This is a genomic window from Pseudoxanthomonas sp. LjRoot204_2, assembly GCF_056175765.1.
This window is the reverse complement of sequence record NZ_JBGFFG010000046.1, coordinates 1-13,661: the sequence shown is the minus strand read 5'-3', so window position 1 is coordinate 13,661 and position 13,661 is coordinate 1. Positions and strand designations below refer to the sequence as shown.

General features: G+C 68.5%; 8 protein-coding genes and 3 pseudogenes. 5 read left to right on the top strand and 6 right to left on the bottom strand.

All coding sequences use genetic code 11. The features are described from left to right. The 3 genes and pseudogenes from AC04L7_RS03925 to AC04L7_RS03915 form a co-directional block, all read left to right on the top strand. Positions 1–162 (top strand): annotated as a pseudogene (locus AC04L7_RS03925) (deoxyribodipyrimidine photo-lyase); the annotation flags it as partial. A gap of 59 nt (positions 163–221) precedes the next feature. After that, positions 222–1,682, top strand: a complete 1,461-nt coding sequence (locus AC04L7_RS03920; RefSeq protein ID WP_475512550.1) for a WS/DGAT/MGAT family O-acyltransferase — start codon at positions 222–224, stop codon at positions 1,680–1,682. A 104-nt stretch (positions 1,683–1,786) separates the two neighbouring features. Continuing rightward, a complete protein-coding gene (locus AC04L7_RS03915) occupies positions 1,787–2,461 on the top strand; it encodes a YiaD family glycine zipper/OmpA-like lipoprotein (RefSeq protein ID WP_435998302.1) in 675 nt (224 codons plus the stop codon). A 55-nt stretch (positions 2,462–2,516) separates the two neighbouring features. Here AC04L7_RS03915 and pip read toward each other — a convergent pair. Continuing rightward, a pseudogene (gene pip, locus AC04L7_RS03910) lies at positions 2,517–3,461 on the bottom strand (prolyl aminopeptidase). Between the two features lie 153 nt (positions 3,462–3,614). On the opposite strand from pip, the gene AC04L7_RS03905 reads away from it, so the two are divergent. Further along, positions 3,615–5,978, top strand: coding sequence for a Tex family protein (locus AC04L7_RS03905; RefSeq protein WP_475512549.1), 2,364 nt, complete (start codon positions 3,615–3,617; stop codon positions 5,976–5,978). A gap of 45 nt (positions 5,979–6,023) precedes the next feature. On the opposite strand, the gene AC04L7_RS03900 is transcribed toward AC04L7_RS03905, so the two are convergent. Both AC04L7_RS03900 and AC04L7_RS03895 read right to left on the bottom strand, forming a co-directional pair. Further along, positions 6,024–7,766 carry a hypothetical protein gene (locus AC04L7_RS03900; protein ID WP_435998306.1) on the bottom strand — a complete coding sequence of 581 codons (1,743 nt, stop codon included), beginning with the start codon at positions 7,764–7,766 and terminating at the stop codon, positions 6,024–6,026. A gap of 156 nt (positions 7,767–7,922) precedes the next feature. After that, on the bottom strand, positions 7,923–9,965 hold the full coding sequence (locus tag AC04L7_RS03895) for an N-acetylmuramic acid 6-phosphate etherase family protein (protein ID WP_435998308.1): 2,043 nt from the start codon (positions 9,963–9,965) through the stop codon (positions 7,923–7,925). Between the two features lie 141 nt (positions 9,966–10,106). On the opposite strand from AC04L7_RS03895, the gene AC04L7_RS03890 reads away from it, so the two are divergent. After that, entirely contained in the window at positions 10,107–11,390 is a 1,284-nt protein-coding gene (locus AC04L7_RS03890; RefSeq protein ID WP_435998310.1) for an exo-beta-N-acetylmuramidase NamZ family protein, read from the top strand. Between the two features lie 92 nt (positions 11,391–11,482). Here AC04L7_RS03890 and AC04L7_RS03885 read toward each other — a convergent pair whose 3' ends face one another. From AC04L7_RS03885 to AC04L7_RS03875, 3 genes and pseudogenes are all read right to left on the bottom strand, one after another. Then, the gene (locus AC04L7_RS03885) at positions 11,483–12,106 is read right to left on the bottom strand and encodes a DUF2894 domain-containing protein (protein ID WP_435998312.1); all 624 of its coding nucleotides are present in this window, start codon (positions 12,104–12,106) and stop codon (positions 11,483–11,485) included. Continuing rightward, positions 12,096–12,746 carry an OmpA family protein gene (locus tag AC04L7_RS03880; RefSeq protein WP_296280707.1) on the bottom strand — a complete coding sequence of 217 codons (651 nt, stop codon included), beginning with the start codon at positions 12,744–12,746 and terminating at the stop codon, positions 12,096–12,098. The genes AC04L7_RS03885 and AC04L7_RS03880 overlap by 11 nt, the downstream gene beginning before the upstream one ends. Further along, positions 12,743–13,661: pseudogene (locus tag AC04L7_RS03875) on the bottom strand (DUF802 domain-containing protein); the annotation flags it as partial. The pseudogene AC04L7_RS03875 and the gene AC04L7_RS03880, both read right to left, overlap by 4 nt.

Sequence of the window (13,661 nt, the reverse complement as noted above, 5' to 3'; positions counted from 1 at the left end):
GTGCCGGAACTGGCCGACATCCCCGTACCTGCGCGCTTCGCGCCGTGGCAGACCCCCGAGTTGCTGGCCAAGCGCGGCCGCGGGTACCCGCGCCATCCCATCGTGGACCTGGCCGCCGGGCGCGACGGCGCACTGGCTGCATACCGCAAGACCGGTGACTGAGCCGCGTTGACGCCTTTCGCCGCCGCATGCTTCACTCGGCGCGGGAGAGGAGGGCACGCATGGCCACGAAAAAGGCGTCGGCGAAGCCGCGTCGCGAGCCGATGTCGCGGGTGGACACCGCCTGGTTGCGGATGTGCCGGCCGACAAATCCGATGATGATCACCGGCGTGCTTATGTTCGATGAGCCGATGACACTGGATCGGCTGAAGCAGGTAATCAAGAAGCGCTTCCTCGCCTATCCGCGCTTCCTGCAGAAGGCGGTCGATACGCCTGCAGGCGCTTCGTGGCTGACCGACCCGGACTTCGATCTCGACTGGCACGTGCGCATTTCGGCCCTGCCGGGTCGGCACGATCCGAAGTCGGAGAAGAAGGYCCTCGAGCGCTTCACCAGCCAGATGGCATCGACGCCGCTCGACAAGACCAAACCGCTCTGGCAGTTCCACCTGATCGAGCGCTACGGCACCGGCTCCGCACTGGTGGCCCGCATCCATCACAGCTACGCCGATGGCATCGCGCTGGTGCAGGTGCTGTTGTCGCTCACCGATACCAGCCGCAAGCCCGACACGGGCAAGGACCTGCGTTCGGCCTGGCTGAAGAAGGACGGCGCGGAGGTCGTGCGCCGCGTCGGCGCCATCGACCGTTACGTGCAGATCGGCGGCAAGGTGCTGGGCAAGGGCATGGAGATGATGCAGGACCCGACGCTGGCGACCATGCTGGCGAAGGAGGGCGGCGAGATCGGTCGCGAGCTGCTGCATGCGCTGTCGCTGTCTGACGATCCACCCACGCTGCTGCGCGGCAAGCTTGGCGTCAGCAAGCGGGTCGCGTGGGCGGAACCGCTGGACCTGGAGGAAGTGAAGGCGGTCGGGCGCRCCTGCGACTGCACGGTCAACGACGTATTGATGGCGGCCGCCGCCGGCGCCCTGCGCAGCTACATGCTGGAGCGCGGCGAACAGCTCGATGGCGTCACCCTGCGCGCCACCGTACCGGTGAACCTGCGTCCGCTGGAGCACGCCCGCAAGCTGGGCAACCACTTCGGCCTGGTGTTCCTGGACCTGCCCGTGGGCGAGGACAACCCGATCCGCCGTCTCGAGCGGGTCGCCGAGTGCATGCGCGACCTCAAGAATTCACGGCAAGCCATTGTTGCCTTTGGCCTTCTTGCGGCACTGGGCATGGCGCCGGCGGCCATTCAGGGCGTGGCGCTCGAGTTGTTCTCGCGCAAGGCAACGGCCGTGGCGACCAATGTGCCCGGCCCGCAGCAGCCGTTGTACATGGGGGGCGCTCGCCTGCGGGACATGATGTTCTGGGTGCCGCAGACGGGGTCCATCGGTCTGGGCATTTCGATCCTGAGCTACAACGGCCGGGTGCATTTCGGGCTGATCGCCGATGCCAAGCTGATTCCGGACCCCGATGCGGTCATCCGCCGATTCGGTCCGGAATTCGACAAGCTGCTCTATCTGTCGTTGATGGGGGACTGGGAGCAGACGCTGGATGCCCCGGCGGCCCAGGCGTTGGTCGACTGATCCCCGCCGGCACCTGAATGAACAGGGCGCAAATCGCGTGATGTAAACATTTCGCTGGTTAGGCTTGCGCCCCGTTCCATCCGCATGCCACCCAGGAGATACCCATGAACGCGATGCTCAAGACCGGCGCCCTCGCGGCGCTCACCGTGACGATGCTGGGCGGCTGCGCCAGCTACACCGGCCAGACCAATGATCCGAACGATCCCAACCGCACCCGCAATGGCGCACTGATCGGCGCCGGCATCGGTGCCGTCGCAGGCCTGCTCAGTGGTGGCGATGCCACCGAGCGTCGTCAGCGCGCCCTGGTCGGCGCGGGCATCGGCGGCATCGCGGGCGGCTCCATCGGCGCCTACCAGGACCGCCAGGAAGCCGAACTGCGCCGCCAGACCGCCGGTACCGGCATCGATGTCAGCCGCGATGGCGACGTCATCAAGCTCAACCTGCCGGATGGCGTGACCTTCGACTTCGGCAAGGCCGACCTGAAGTCGCAGTTCTATCCTGCGCTCAACAACGTGGCGGCCACGCTGCGCGAGTACAACCAGACGATCGTGGAAGTCAGCGGCCATACCGACAGCATCGGCTCCGAGGCCGTGAACCAGCGCCTGTCCGAACAGCGTGCAGCGGCGGTGGGCAACTATCTGATCGGCCAGGGCCTGCAGCGCGAGCGTTTCGAGATCGTCGGCATGGGCAAGCGCTATCCCATCGCCAGCAACGATACCGATGCAGGTCGTGCCGCGAACCGTCGCGTCGAGGTCCGCGTGCTGCCGGTCCGTTCGTAAGCACGTTTGCATCTCGCCTGTCCGACGGGCCGCCTTTGCGCGGCCCGTCTTCGTTTCAGCGATCCGCGAACGCATCCGTTGCGCGAACCAGCGCATCGGTGATCGCCGGCTCGGTGGCGCCGTGGCCGGCCAGCACCATCTCCAGGCGTGCTTCAGGCCAGGCCTGTGCGAGGTCCCAGGCACTGCGCGGCGGGCAGATGATGTCGTAGCGGCCCTGGACGATCACACCGGGCAGGTGGCGGATGCGGTCGATGTCGCGTAGCAATTGTCCGTGCGCGAGAAAGGCGTTGTGGCGGAAGTAATGCGCTTCGATCCGCGCCTTGGCCAGGACCCTGGCGGGATCTTCGTCCGACGTGGCATCCGGCTCGTGCAGCAGCGTGGCCGCACCGTCTTCCCAGCCCAGCCACGCCTGTGCGGCGGCCATGGCGATGGCCGCGTCGGGATCGTCCATGCGACGCCAGTACGCTTCGATCATCGTGCCACGCTCGCCCGCCGGGATATGCGCCTCGTAGAGCGCCCAGCGTTCCGGAAACACCCARCGCGCCCCGCCGTCGGCCTCGTTGAACCAGCGGTTTTCCTCCTCGCGGCCCAGGTAGACGCCGCGCACGATCACCCCGGTCGCACGCGCGGGGTGCGCCTGCGAGTAGGCCAGCGCCAGCGTCGAACCCCACGAGCCGCCGAATACCAGCCAGCGCTCGATTCCCGCGAGCGCACGCACGGCCTCGATGTCCGCGACCAGGTGTGCGGTGGTGTTGTCGCGCAGCTCGCCGAACGGCGTCTACCGGCCGGTACCGCGCTGGTCGAACAGGACGATGCGGTAGCGCGTGGGATCGAAGAAGCGCCGATGCACCGGCGACAGGCCTGCGCCCGGTCCGCCGTGCAGGAAGATCACGGGGATGCCATCCGGATTCCCGCATTCCTCCACATGGAGCGTGTGCAGGGCATCGACGGCAAGCCGGTGCGTGCGGTACGGCGCGATCTCGGGATACAGCGTGCGCATGGGCAGGGGTCCTTGCGGGGTGTCCGAGCATAGCCAGCGACGCCCCGTCCGTCAGCCCGCATCGGGCGCGCGTGTCAACCCGTTTCCCGAGCGGCCATCCGTTGCCACAATCCGGATCCCACCCGGTGCATCGGGTTTTCCAGTACGGACGCAATGCAAGACCGCAATCCCCAGATCGCCCAGCACATCGCCGCCACCATCGCCGCCGAGATCGGCGCCCTGACCGCGCAGGCCAAGGCCGCCATCGCGCTGCTCGACGAAGGTGCCACCGTGCCCTTCATCGCCCGTTATCGCAAGGAAGTCACCGGGGGGCTCGACGACACCCAGTTGCGCAACCTCGAAGTGCGCCTGACCTACCTGCGTGAGCTGGAAGACCGTCGCGCCGCTGTGCTCGCGAGCATCGACGAGCAGGGCAAGCTSACSSMCGARCTGCGCGCCGMGATCGAAGGCGCCGACAGCAAGGCACGCCTGGAAGATCTCTACCTGCCATACAAGCCCAAGCGCCGCACGCGCGCGCAGATCGCGCGCGAAGCCGGCCTGGAGCCGCTCGCCGACGGCCTGCTTGCCGATCCCACCCAGGTGCCGGAGACCGCCGCTGCCGCCTACGTCGACGCCGAGAAAGGCGTGGCCGACGCCAAGGCCGCCCTCGACGGCGCGCGCGCCATCCTGATGGAGCGCTGGGGCGAGAACGCCGCGTTGGTCGGTGAACTGCGCCATTGGATGACCGATGTCGGCGTCATCCGCGCCAAGGTCGCGCAAGGCAAGGAGAACGAAGGCGCGAAGTACCGCGACTATTTCGACCACGCCGAGTCGCTGGCGAAGATCCCCTCGCACCGCCTGCTCGCGCTGTTCCGTGCGCGTCGTGAAGAGATCCTGTTGCTCGATCTCGACCCCGGCATGGAGGCCGAGGCGGGCCACCTGCAAGCCGAAGGACGCGTGGCCGTGCATGCCGGCGTGTCGGCGCAGGGCCGCGCCGCCGACAAGTGGTTGCTGGATGCCTGCCGCCTGACGTGGCGCGCCAAGCTGCACATGCACCTGCTGCTGGACCTGTTCAACCAGGCGCGCGAGAAGGCCGAAGCCGAGGCCATTGCGGTGTTCGGCGACAACCTGAAGGACCTGCTGCTGGCCGCGCCTGCGGGGCCGAAGGCCGTGCTCGGCCTCGACCCGGGCCTGCGCACCGGCGTGAAGGTCGCGGTGGTGGACCGCACCGGCAAGCTGGTCGACCACGCCACCATCTATCCGCACGAACCCAAGCGCCAGTGGGATCAATCGCTGCACGTGCTGCGTGCGCTGTGCGCCAAGCACAAGGTGGACCTGATCGCGATCGGCAACGGCACCGCCAGCCGCGAAACCGACAAGCTCGCGGGCGACCTGATCAAGCAGGCGCCGGAACTGAAGATGGACAAGATCGTCGTCAGCGAGGCGGGGGCGTCGGTGTACTCGGCATCGGAGTTCGCGTCGAAGGAATTCCCCGATCTCGATGTCAGCATCCGCGGTGCGGTGTCGATCGCGCGCCGTCTGCAGGATCCGCTCGCGGAGCTGGTGAAGATCGAGCCCAAGGCCATTGGCGTGGGCCAGTACCAGCATGACGTGGACCAGTTCCGCCTGGCGCGCGCTCTCGATGCGCGGGTGGAGGACTGCGTGAACGCCGTGGGCGTGGACGTGAACACCGCCTCGGCCGCGCTGCTGACGCGCGTGTCCGGGCTGTCGTCGACGGTGGCGGAGAACATCGTGCGCTTTCGCGACGAGCATGGTGCGTTCCGCACGCGCAAGGCGCTGCTCGGCGTGCCACGCCTGGGCGAGAAGACCTTCGAGCAGTGCGCCGGCTTCCTGCGCATCGCCGATGGCGACGAACCGCTGGATGCCTCGTCCGTGCATCCGGAAGCCTATCCGGTGGTGGAGCGCATCCTGGCCGGCAGCGGCCGGCAGGTGAAGCAGATCGTGGGCGACATCGTCTTCCTGCGCGGAGTGAAGCCCGACCAGTACACCGACGAGAAATTCGGCGTACCGACCATTCGCGACATCCTGAAGGAGCTGGAGAAGCCCGGTCGCGATCCGCGTCCCGAATTCAAGGCAGCGCGCTTCGCGGACGGCGTGGAGGACATCAAGGACCTGCGCGAGGGCATGATCCTGGAAGGCGTGGTCAGCAACGTGGCTGCGTTCGGTGCGTTCGTCGACATCGGCGTGCACCAGGACGGCCTGATCCATATCTCGGCGCTTGCCGACCGCTACGTGAAGGACCCGCGCGAGGTGGTGAAGGCGGGCGATATCGTCAAGGTCAAGGTGCTGGAGGTCGATGTGGCCCGCAAGCGCATCGCGCTGACCCGCCGCCTGGACGACGCGCCCGCGCCGCAGGCGCCGCGCGAGGCCCGCAACAGTGACCCGCGTCCGCCACGCGGACCGGACCGAGGCAATCCGCGCGACCCGCGGCGTGGGCCGGCACCCGCGAAAACCACCGCTGCACCGGCGGACAACGCGCTGGCCGCGGCGTTCGCCCGCGCCCGCGACAAGTCCTGATCCAACCGCGGGACACCGGCATCGGCCGATGTCCCGCGTTCCCGCTCAGCGCTTCTTGCGCGGCTTCTGCGCCGCGGTGATCTTCGACACCGAGGCCAGCAGCTCCGCCGACGCGACCATGGACTCCATCGCGCGCTGCAGGCCGGCATGCGCACCTTCCCGAAGCACCTTCTCGATCTGATCGCCTTCCAGCTTGCGCACCGTCTTCTCGTCGGGCTCCGGGAAGGCTTCGCGCAGGGCCACCAGCGCGCTGCCGATGGCGATGTCGAACAACTGCGTGCCATCCAGCCATTCCACGCCATCGAACTTCTCCCGCAGCGGATCCGGTTCGGGCCACCACGGATCGATCTCGGGGATCAGCGGCGGCAGGCGTTCGTACAGCAGGTCGAGCGCAAGCCGGACGCCCTGGCAACGGCCAGCGAAGCGACCAAGCACGTCGCGCGCATGCTGGCCGATCAGGCGGATTGCGCCCAGGTCGAGCTTGGCCAGCGGAATGTCGGTCGTGGTCAGTACCGCTTCCATCACGCGTTCGTCCCACAGCAGCGTCCAGTACAGGCGCGAGTTCATGCAGCGGATGCGCTCGGGCCGCGACAACCACACCGCGAGGTTGCGGTAGTAGGACTTGATCTCCTCGAAATGCGCCTGCCCGCTGGCCGACGACAGGAAGCCGTTGCGCCACACATTCCCGGGCGTCAGGCCGCTGTCGTTGAACAGGCCGATCAGGTTGACGTTGACGAAGTGGTGCCAGGTCGCATCGGTGACCACGCGGCCGATGCCGGCGCGGTGGCCGTCGTAGGCGCAGATGCCGCCGAAGGTCTGCGACTGGGTCGGCTGCTTTCCGCCGGAACGCGTGCCGCCGAGCACGCTGTTCCAGGAGACAAGCTCGGGCAGGGGGCGCGGGCCGCCGTCGGTGGCGGCGGGATACTCCGCGCCCAGTGCACCACCGAAGTTGAGGTTCGCGCCCGTCGACGTCGGCTCGAGGCATTCGCCTTCGTGGGGATGATCGGGCATCACGCGGATCACGCCGCGCGGGCCGCACAGCAGCGGGTGCGGGTAGGTGTAGCGGAACAGCCCGTTGCGCCGCGAGTACATGCGCGGCTGGATGGTCTGTGGCACATCGTCGGACTGGTCTTCGAAGGAAGACACGCCCGGCGGCCGGTTGGTGTCGTTGCGACGAGGCCCGGCCATGCTGACTTCGTCTTCGCCGCCGCTCGTGGATTCCCAGCGGCGCATGCCGCGGGCGCGCGGGATCGCATGGCACAGCGCCTTGCCCAGCGCGCCGTGGTCGCCGGTGGCGAACACGCCCCCGCCGGCATTCATGAACTGCGTCAACGCGCGCAGCTCGTTGTCGGACAATCGATCCGACGGATACCCGGCGCCACGGGTGCCGCCGTAGCCGGTGCTGATGCCGAACAGGAAGACCGCGTCGTACATGGCGGTGCCGAAATGCGCGGCATTGTCGAACTTGAAGGACGGGATGCGCTGGGCGATGCGTGTTTCGGCGGACATCAGCTGGCTGCCGGCCACGCTGTTGATATGCGCCAGCGTGATCTCGAAGCGTGCATGGCGTCCCGGCATGGCAAGCAGCGAGCGCACGAAGGTGGACAGGCCGAAATCGCCTTCGGAGAAGTCCAGGCCGCCATCGGCGACCAGCAGCAGCTTGACGGTGCAGGGACGGAGGAACGGCCAGTAGATCTCGGGGTTGATGCGCCAGTCGTCGCGGAAGCGTTCGCGCAGTTCCAGGTGACGCAGGTTTTCTATCGTGAGTGGTGTATCGATGATGGGCATGGTGCTGTCCTTGGCTGGTTGGCTGAGGATCCCTCCTGCACCAGGAACAACGCCGCGTCATGGGTGCGACGGACACACGCGGGGGCGTTACGCCCCGTGTTCATGAAAAATCAGGGTTTTCCTACCTCATCGGCGATGCGATGCGCACGTTCGACGTCATGGCGCTGCGTAGCCCGCAAGGTAGCGGTTCAGGCCGTCCGCGCGCAGTCGCGTCGCTGCGTCTGTCCAGTCGACCGGTGCACCGCGCTTCAGCGCCTCGAGAGTCGCCACGACCGACAGTTCAACTTCCGGCAGTCCCCCAGCGCCCGCTACGTTGCGGCGCTGCTCGATGGCATCGAACAGCACGGCATTGGCTTCCGCATAGGTCAGGGGTGCCGTGATGCCATGCGCGGCGCGCCACGCGGGAGTCTCAAGCACTGCGTTGACGTGCGACAGGATCAGCCACGTTGCGCGGCCGATCAGCTTCAGATTGCCGGGCTGCACGCTGGTCATCGTGTTGCCGACCACGCGTCCGCGCTTGGCCATCACGCCGGTGGAGTGCGCATTGAGCAGCATCTTCAGCGCGATGGTCTGGTTGAGCTCGAACGCATCGCGCTGCGGCACCGTCACTGCGATCACCGGAACGTCACCGGGCAGGGCGTCAAGATCGCGCAGCACGTCCGGTGCGAGCGGCCGCGCCGACACGGACACCAGCACCAGCTCGGCGCCGGCCGCTGCGGCGGCGTCGAGCCATCGGCTGTTCGCCTGCGCGTGCGGTTCGTCGCCCAGCAGGATCAGCGCACCGGAATCGCCCGCCGCCGGTGCATTGCGCTGCATGTTGGCCGGTGAATACGACAGATCGTAGAGCGCCTGCTGCTCGTCTCCCGCGTTGGCCAGCCCCCGCAACGCGGCTTCCCGCAGATACGGATCGTGTATGCCGTGCTCGAACGGCGGAAGGTACAGCGCCTTGTCGAGGCCGTGGAATGGCCGGTGCAGCAACGCCTGCCACGCCTGTGCGCCATCGGTCGCGGGCGTCCATACCTGGATCCAGGAGCGGCGCTCGGTCGCGTTCACCGGATCGAGCGGGCCGAGCCGGAAGGTCGGCGCCCGTTCGGTCACATCGACGAACACCGGCATGAGTGCGCGCGTGGCCAGGTAGGTCGCACGTCGGCCGTTCGCATAGCTCTGGGCTTCGCGGTCGGTCCAGGCGGCGAGTTTCGGCGCGGCGGCCGCGGCGGTCTGCTGCAGCGTGGCGAAGCCGCGCAGGCGCTCGCCGATGCCGGCATCGTTGAAGCCGAGCGAGGCGAGTTCGCCGGGCGAAAGTACGTCGCGCAGCAACGCACGCGTCGCATCTTCGAGTACCACGCCCAGCACATACAGGCTGGTGGTGGTGGCCTGCATGCGCGTGGACCCGGTGATCGCCTGGGGTCCGGTCGGCAACGGGATCTTGGTGATCCGCGGATCGTCCAGCACGCGGCGGCTGCGTTCGAACGGCCGCAGTACCGCATCGGGATTGTTGTAGACGAACCAGGTGCGTCGTGCGTCGGCGCCGGCCTGGTCGGCGGCCGCCAGCGCGGTGCCGATCACGGCGGAGGTTTCGCCCCCTTCGGTGACGGCGAAGACCAGGTCGCCGGGCCGGATGTCGTTGTCCTGCAACTGCAGGCGGCCGATCTCCGGGATGTCCTCGAAGCCTTCCAGCGATGCGATCAGGGCGCGGTCGCCACCGGTGATCTCGCCGCGCACGCGCTCGCCCAGGCCCCGATAGCGGGCCTCGATCTTCGCCATGACGGGCGAGCGGGCTGTGCGTTGCCAGAACGGGCGCCAGAGGCCGCTCTCGATGGTTTCGGCCAGGCGTCCCGTCGAACCGGTACCGTAGAAGTACAAGCGATGGCCTTCCCGCAGCGCGCGGGTGATCTCGCGCGATGCGGCTTCCAGGGTCGCCAGCCGGGCAGGCTCGTCGGCCACTCCCTGCAGCGCAAGCGCGATGTCTTCGTCCACCGCCAGCAGCGAGGCGAGGCCATCCGCGGTGTCGGCGGCGATGCGCGTGCTCAGGTCGACGCTGCGCGGATGCCGCTGTTCGGTGAGCAGGCTATGCAGCTGGAACTGCTGCTTGTTCGCCACGAAATCCTGCGACTGCGCCGAGGGCGCCACGCCGAGCCTGTTCGGTGCGGACTGCGATGCTGCGGGGGCCAGCACGCCGGCCATGACAAGGAAAGACATGCTGCGCATGATGCATTTCGCCGTACGGGACATCGGATCCCTCACTGACAACGGAAGACGGCGTCGGTACCGGCGACTTTCGCGCGGCGCCCGACGTAGGCTGCTATCGTCGTGACAACGATAGCAAACGGTGATGACACTATGGCCCGGTTCCGTCGTCCGCTGCACGCTGCACTGCGCGCGTCCCGCACCTTCGCCGTGCGGGCGCTGCTGTGCCTGGCCTGCGCGGCGCCCGGTGCGGTCGCGCTGGCCGGCGACGATGCGCTTCCTCGGCTCGGCATCGACGTGCTGCTGGAACAGCGGCTGGACCTGTTGCGCGGCAAGCGGGTGGCCCTGGTGACCAACGCCACCGGCGTGGACCGCCACTTGCGCAGCGACATCGATCGTCTTGCCGCCCATCCCGACGTCGCACTGGTCGCCCTGTTCGGCCCCGAGCATGGCGTGCGTGGCGATGTACAGGCGGGCGACAAGGTCGCCTCGTCGCGCGACCCCGGTACCGGCCTGCCGGTGCACAGCCTGTATGGCGAACACCGTGAGCCGACGGCGGCGATGCTGGCCGGCATCGACGTGATCGTGTTCGACATCCAGGACGTGGGCACGCGCTTCTATACCTATCCCTACACGCTGGCGGGGGTGATGCGGGCGGCGAAGCGCGGCGGCATCCCGGTCGTCGTGGCCGACCGTCCCGACCCCCTTGGAGGCCTGCGGGTGGAGGGGCCGGTCCTGGATCCCTCGCTGGCCTCGTTCGTCGGCCTGTTCCCGATTCCGCTGCGCCACGGCATGACGCTGGGCGAACTGGCCCTGCTGTTCAACACCGAATTCGGTATCGGCGCGGACCTGCATGTCGTGGCGATGGAGGGGTGGCGGCGCGGCGAGGAGCCGCTGCGCGAGGCGCTGCCCTGGGTACCGCCGTCGCCGAACATGCCGACGCCGGACACGGCGCTCGTCTATCCCGGCCTGGGCCTGCTGGAAGGCACCAACGTGTCGGAAGGGCGGGGCACCACGCGTCCGTTCGAAATGCTGGGTGCGCCGTGGGTGGATGCACGCGCGCTCGCCGACCGCCTCAACGCCCTGCGACTGCCGGGTGCGCGTTTCCGTGCCGCCTGGTTCACGCCCTCGTTCTCGAAGCATGCGGGCCTGGCATGCGGCGGGGTACAGGTGCACATCACCGACCGCGCTGCCTTCCGCCCCGTGCGCACGGGCATTGCGGTGCTGAAGGCGTTGCACGAGCAGCATCCGAAGGATTTCGCCTTCTTGTCCGGCGACCCGCCATTCTTCGACCGGCTGTCCGGCGTGCCGTGGCTGCGCGAGGCGATCCTGCGCGGCGATGCCATCGAAGCGATCGAGGCCCGCTGGACGCCGGAGCTCCGGCAGTTCGAGAGGCTGCGGCAGCGGTATCTGCTGTATGCAGAGGCCGCGCAGTAGCCGCATTCTCAGCCTGGACATGCCGTGCGCGCGACGTCAGGGGCGATGGCGCGACGCCGGTCGTTCGTCGCGCTTCACACCGGATGACACCCTCAGGCGCGGCGCTTCCGGGTTCGACTGCGGCCGGCGGGCTTGGCGCCTTCGGCAACGCCAGGCGTCAGCGCGGCGAGTGCGTGCTGCATCTGCTCCAACGACGACAGGGTGTCGGCATAAGCGATGAAGTGCTGCACGTAGTCCGGAGAAACGTCGCGCATCAGATGCAGGGCGCGGTGGACAAGGGTGGCCGAGTTGAGCGGGCCGGCATCGGCAGGCAGGTCGTCGAGCGTGGCGCGCAGCTGGCTGTCCGTGCGCACGCGTGTCCACAGGCGGCGGGCTTCGTCGAGTACGGGGGGCGCCTGGCCCGGTGAAGGCGCGTCGGCGCAGGCGATCGGCGTGCGCTGTTGCAGGGCAGCCGCGAGCGTCCGCAGTGCACGCGCGCCATCATCCCGCATGCGTGCGGTGGCCGCGCGCGGCGACCAGGCATCGAGGTCGTCGGCGTAGGACGCGATCAGATCCGACAGCCGTGCATCGAGCAGGCGGCGGGCTTCGCCTTCGTGCGCACGGGCACGCGAGGCGAGCGCATCGATGAAGGCGAAACGCATGGGGTCCATGCGTTCGGCGCCGCGCATGCGCCACGCCTGCAACCGGGCCGGCGCGGAGAGCGCGTCACCGTCCATGCGGGGCGACGTCGCGCTTGGGGGGGCGGGGGATCGGGGCGATCTCCACGCGGCGGTTGCGCGCGCGGCCTTCGTCGCTGTCGTTGGCGCTCACCGGTTGTTCCGCACCGAAGGCGGCGGCGAATACCGATCCAGAGGGCACGCCCTCGGCGATCAGCGTGCGGGTGACCGTCAGCGACCGCTGTGCCGACAGTTCCCAGTTGTCGGCGAACTGGCGGTTGTTGCCGCTGACCTGGCGATCGTCGGTGAACCCGCTGACCATCAGGATTTCGTCGCGCGTACGCAGGTAGCCCGCAAGCGGTGCCGCAAGCCCCTTCAGCAGTTCGCGCCCCTCCGGCTGCAACTGGTCCGAGTTCAGGGCGAAGAGCACGTTGCCGCGGATACCGATGCGGCCGTCTACCAGCGTGACGCGCCCCTCGGCCAGCGGTTCCGCAAGTGCCTCTTCCAGCGCCTTGCGCTGCTGGGCCTCCAGCTCGCGCCGGCGCACTTCCTCGTCCAGCCGTTGCGACAACTGCGCCTGCACGGCGATCACGCCGACCAGCACGAGTACGAAGGCGCCCAGCAGCACCGACATCAGGTCGCCGAAGCTCGCCCAGACGGGCGCGCCGAGGTCGGCGTCGTCTCCGGTTTCGACGCTCACGCGGCTTCCGCCGGCTGTGCGCCGCCCAACTGCTGCAGGTCGAGAGTGATCTGCCGCTGTGCGGCCAGGCTGAGATCGATGACTTCGCGCGCCTGCGCCACGTAATAGGCCAGTTGGTCGTCGCTGCGCGCCAGCGACCGGTCGAGCGCGCCTTCGATGCCCTGCAGGCGATCCAGCAACGCTTCGTTGGACTGGCCGAACCGCTGCACGGCGGTGCCGAGCGCGTCGCCCAGGCTGGCCACTTCGGTGGCGCCCGCGGCAATCTGGGCGGCGATGCCGCCGAGTTTGTCCGCTTCGGCTTCGACACGATCGGTGAAGCGGGTGCCGACGCGATCGAGGAGGTCGGCCGAAGTGGCGACCAGGGCATCGATGGCGCCGCGCTGCTCGGTGGAGGCGTGGTTCACCGCATCGAGCAGCGTCTGCAGCGTTTCCATCAGCTGGTTGCGTTCCTGCAGCATGGCGGTGTCGCGCACCATGCTGTCGGACAGCGTCTGGCGAAGCTCGGCGATGACGTCGGCGGCGGCGCGCGGGGCTTCCGAAGCCGCCTGCACCAGCTGTGAGATCTCGGCGATGGTCTGCGTGGCATGCGCCTGGGCCTGGGCGGTGATCTCGTGCGACGTGCGTGCCAGTGCATCGCCGATGTCCTGCTGCAGGCGGACGGTCTGCGCGCCGGCCTGTTCCCATTGCGCCTGCAGCGAGGCGCCGGTGGCGGCCAGCCTTTCCGCCCAGATGGCCAGACGCGCCTCGTCCTGCGACGCCAGCGCTTGCTGTACGGCGACGTGGGAGTGGCCGATGGCGTCCAGCAACTGGCTCGCATGGCGCTGTACGTCTGCGACGTGGGTAGCCAAGGCCTGCTCGTGGCGTGCGGCGATACCGGCGCTGGCGGCGTCCTGTCGCGCCAGTGCCTGGTCCCAG

Excerpts from the sequence above, each read along its gene's own strand:
- AC04L7_RS03915 (WP_435998302.1), top strand. The coding sequence starts at position 1,787 with ATGAACGCGATGCTCAAGACCGGCGCCCTCGCGGCGCTCACCGTGACG.
- AC04L7_RS03900 (WP_435998306.1), bottom strand. The coding sequence starts at position 7,766 with ATGCCCATCATCGATACACCACTCACGATAGAAAACCTGCGTCACCTG.
- AC04L7_RS03895 (WP_435998308.1), bottom strand. The coding sequence starts at position 9,965 with ATGTCTTTCCTTGTCATGGCCGGCGTGCTGGCCCCCGCAGCATCGCAG.
- AC04L7_RS03890 (WP_435998310.1), top strand. The coding sequence starts at position 10,107 with ATGGCCCGGTTCCGTCGTCCGCTGCACGCTGCACTGCGCGCGTCCCGC.
- AC04L7_RS03885 (WP_435998312.1), bottom strand. The coding sequence starts at position 12,106 with ATGGACGGTGACGCGCTCTCCGCGCCGGCCCGGTTGCAGGCGTGGCGC.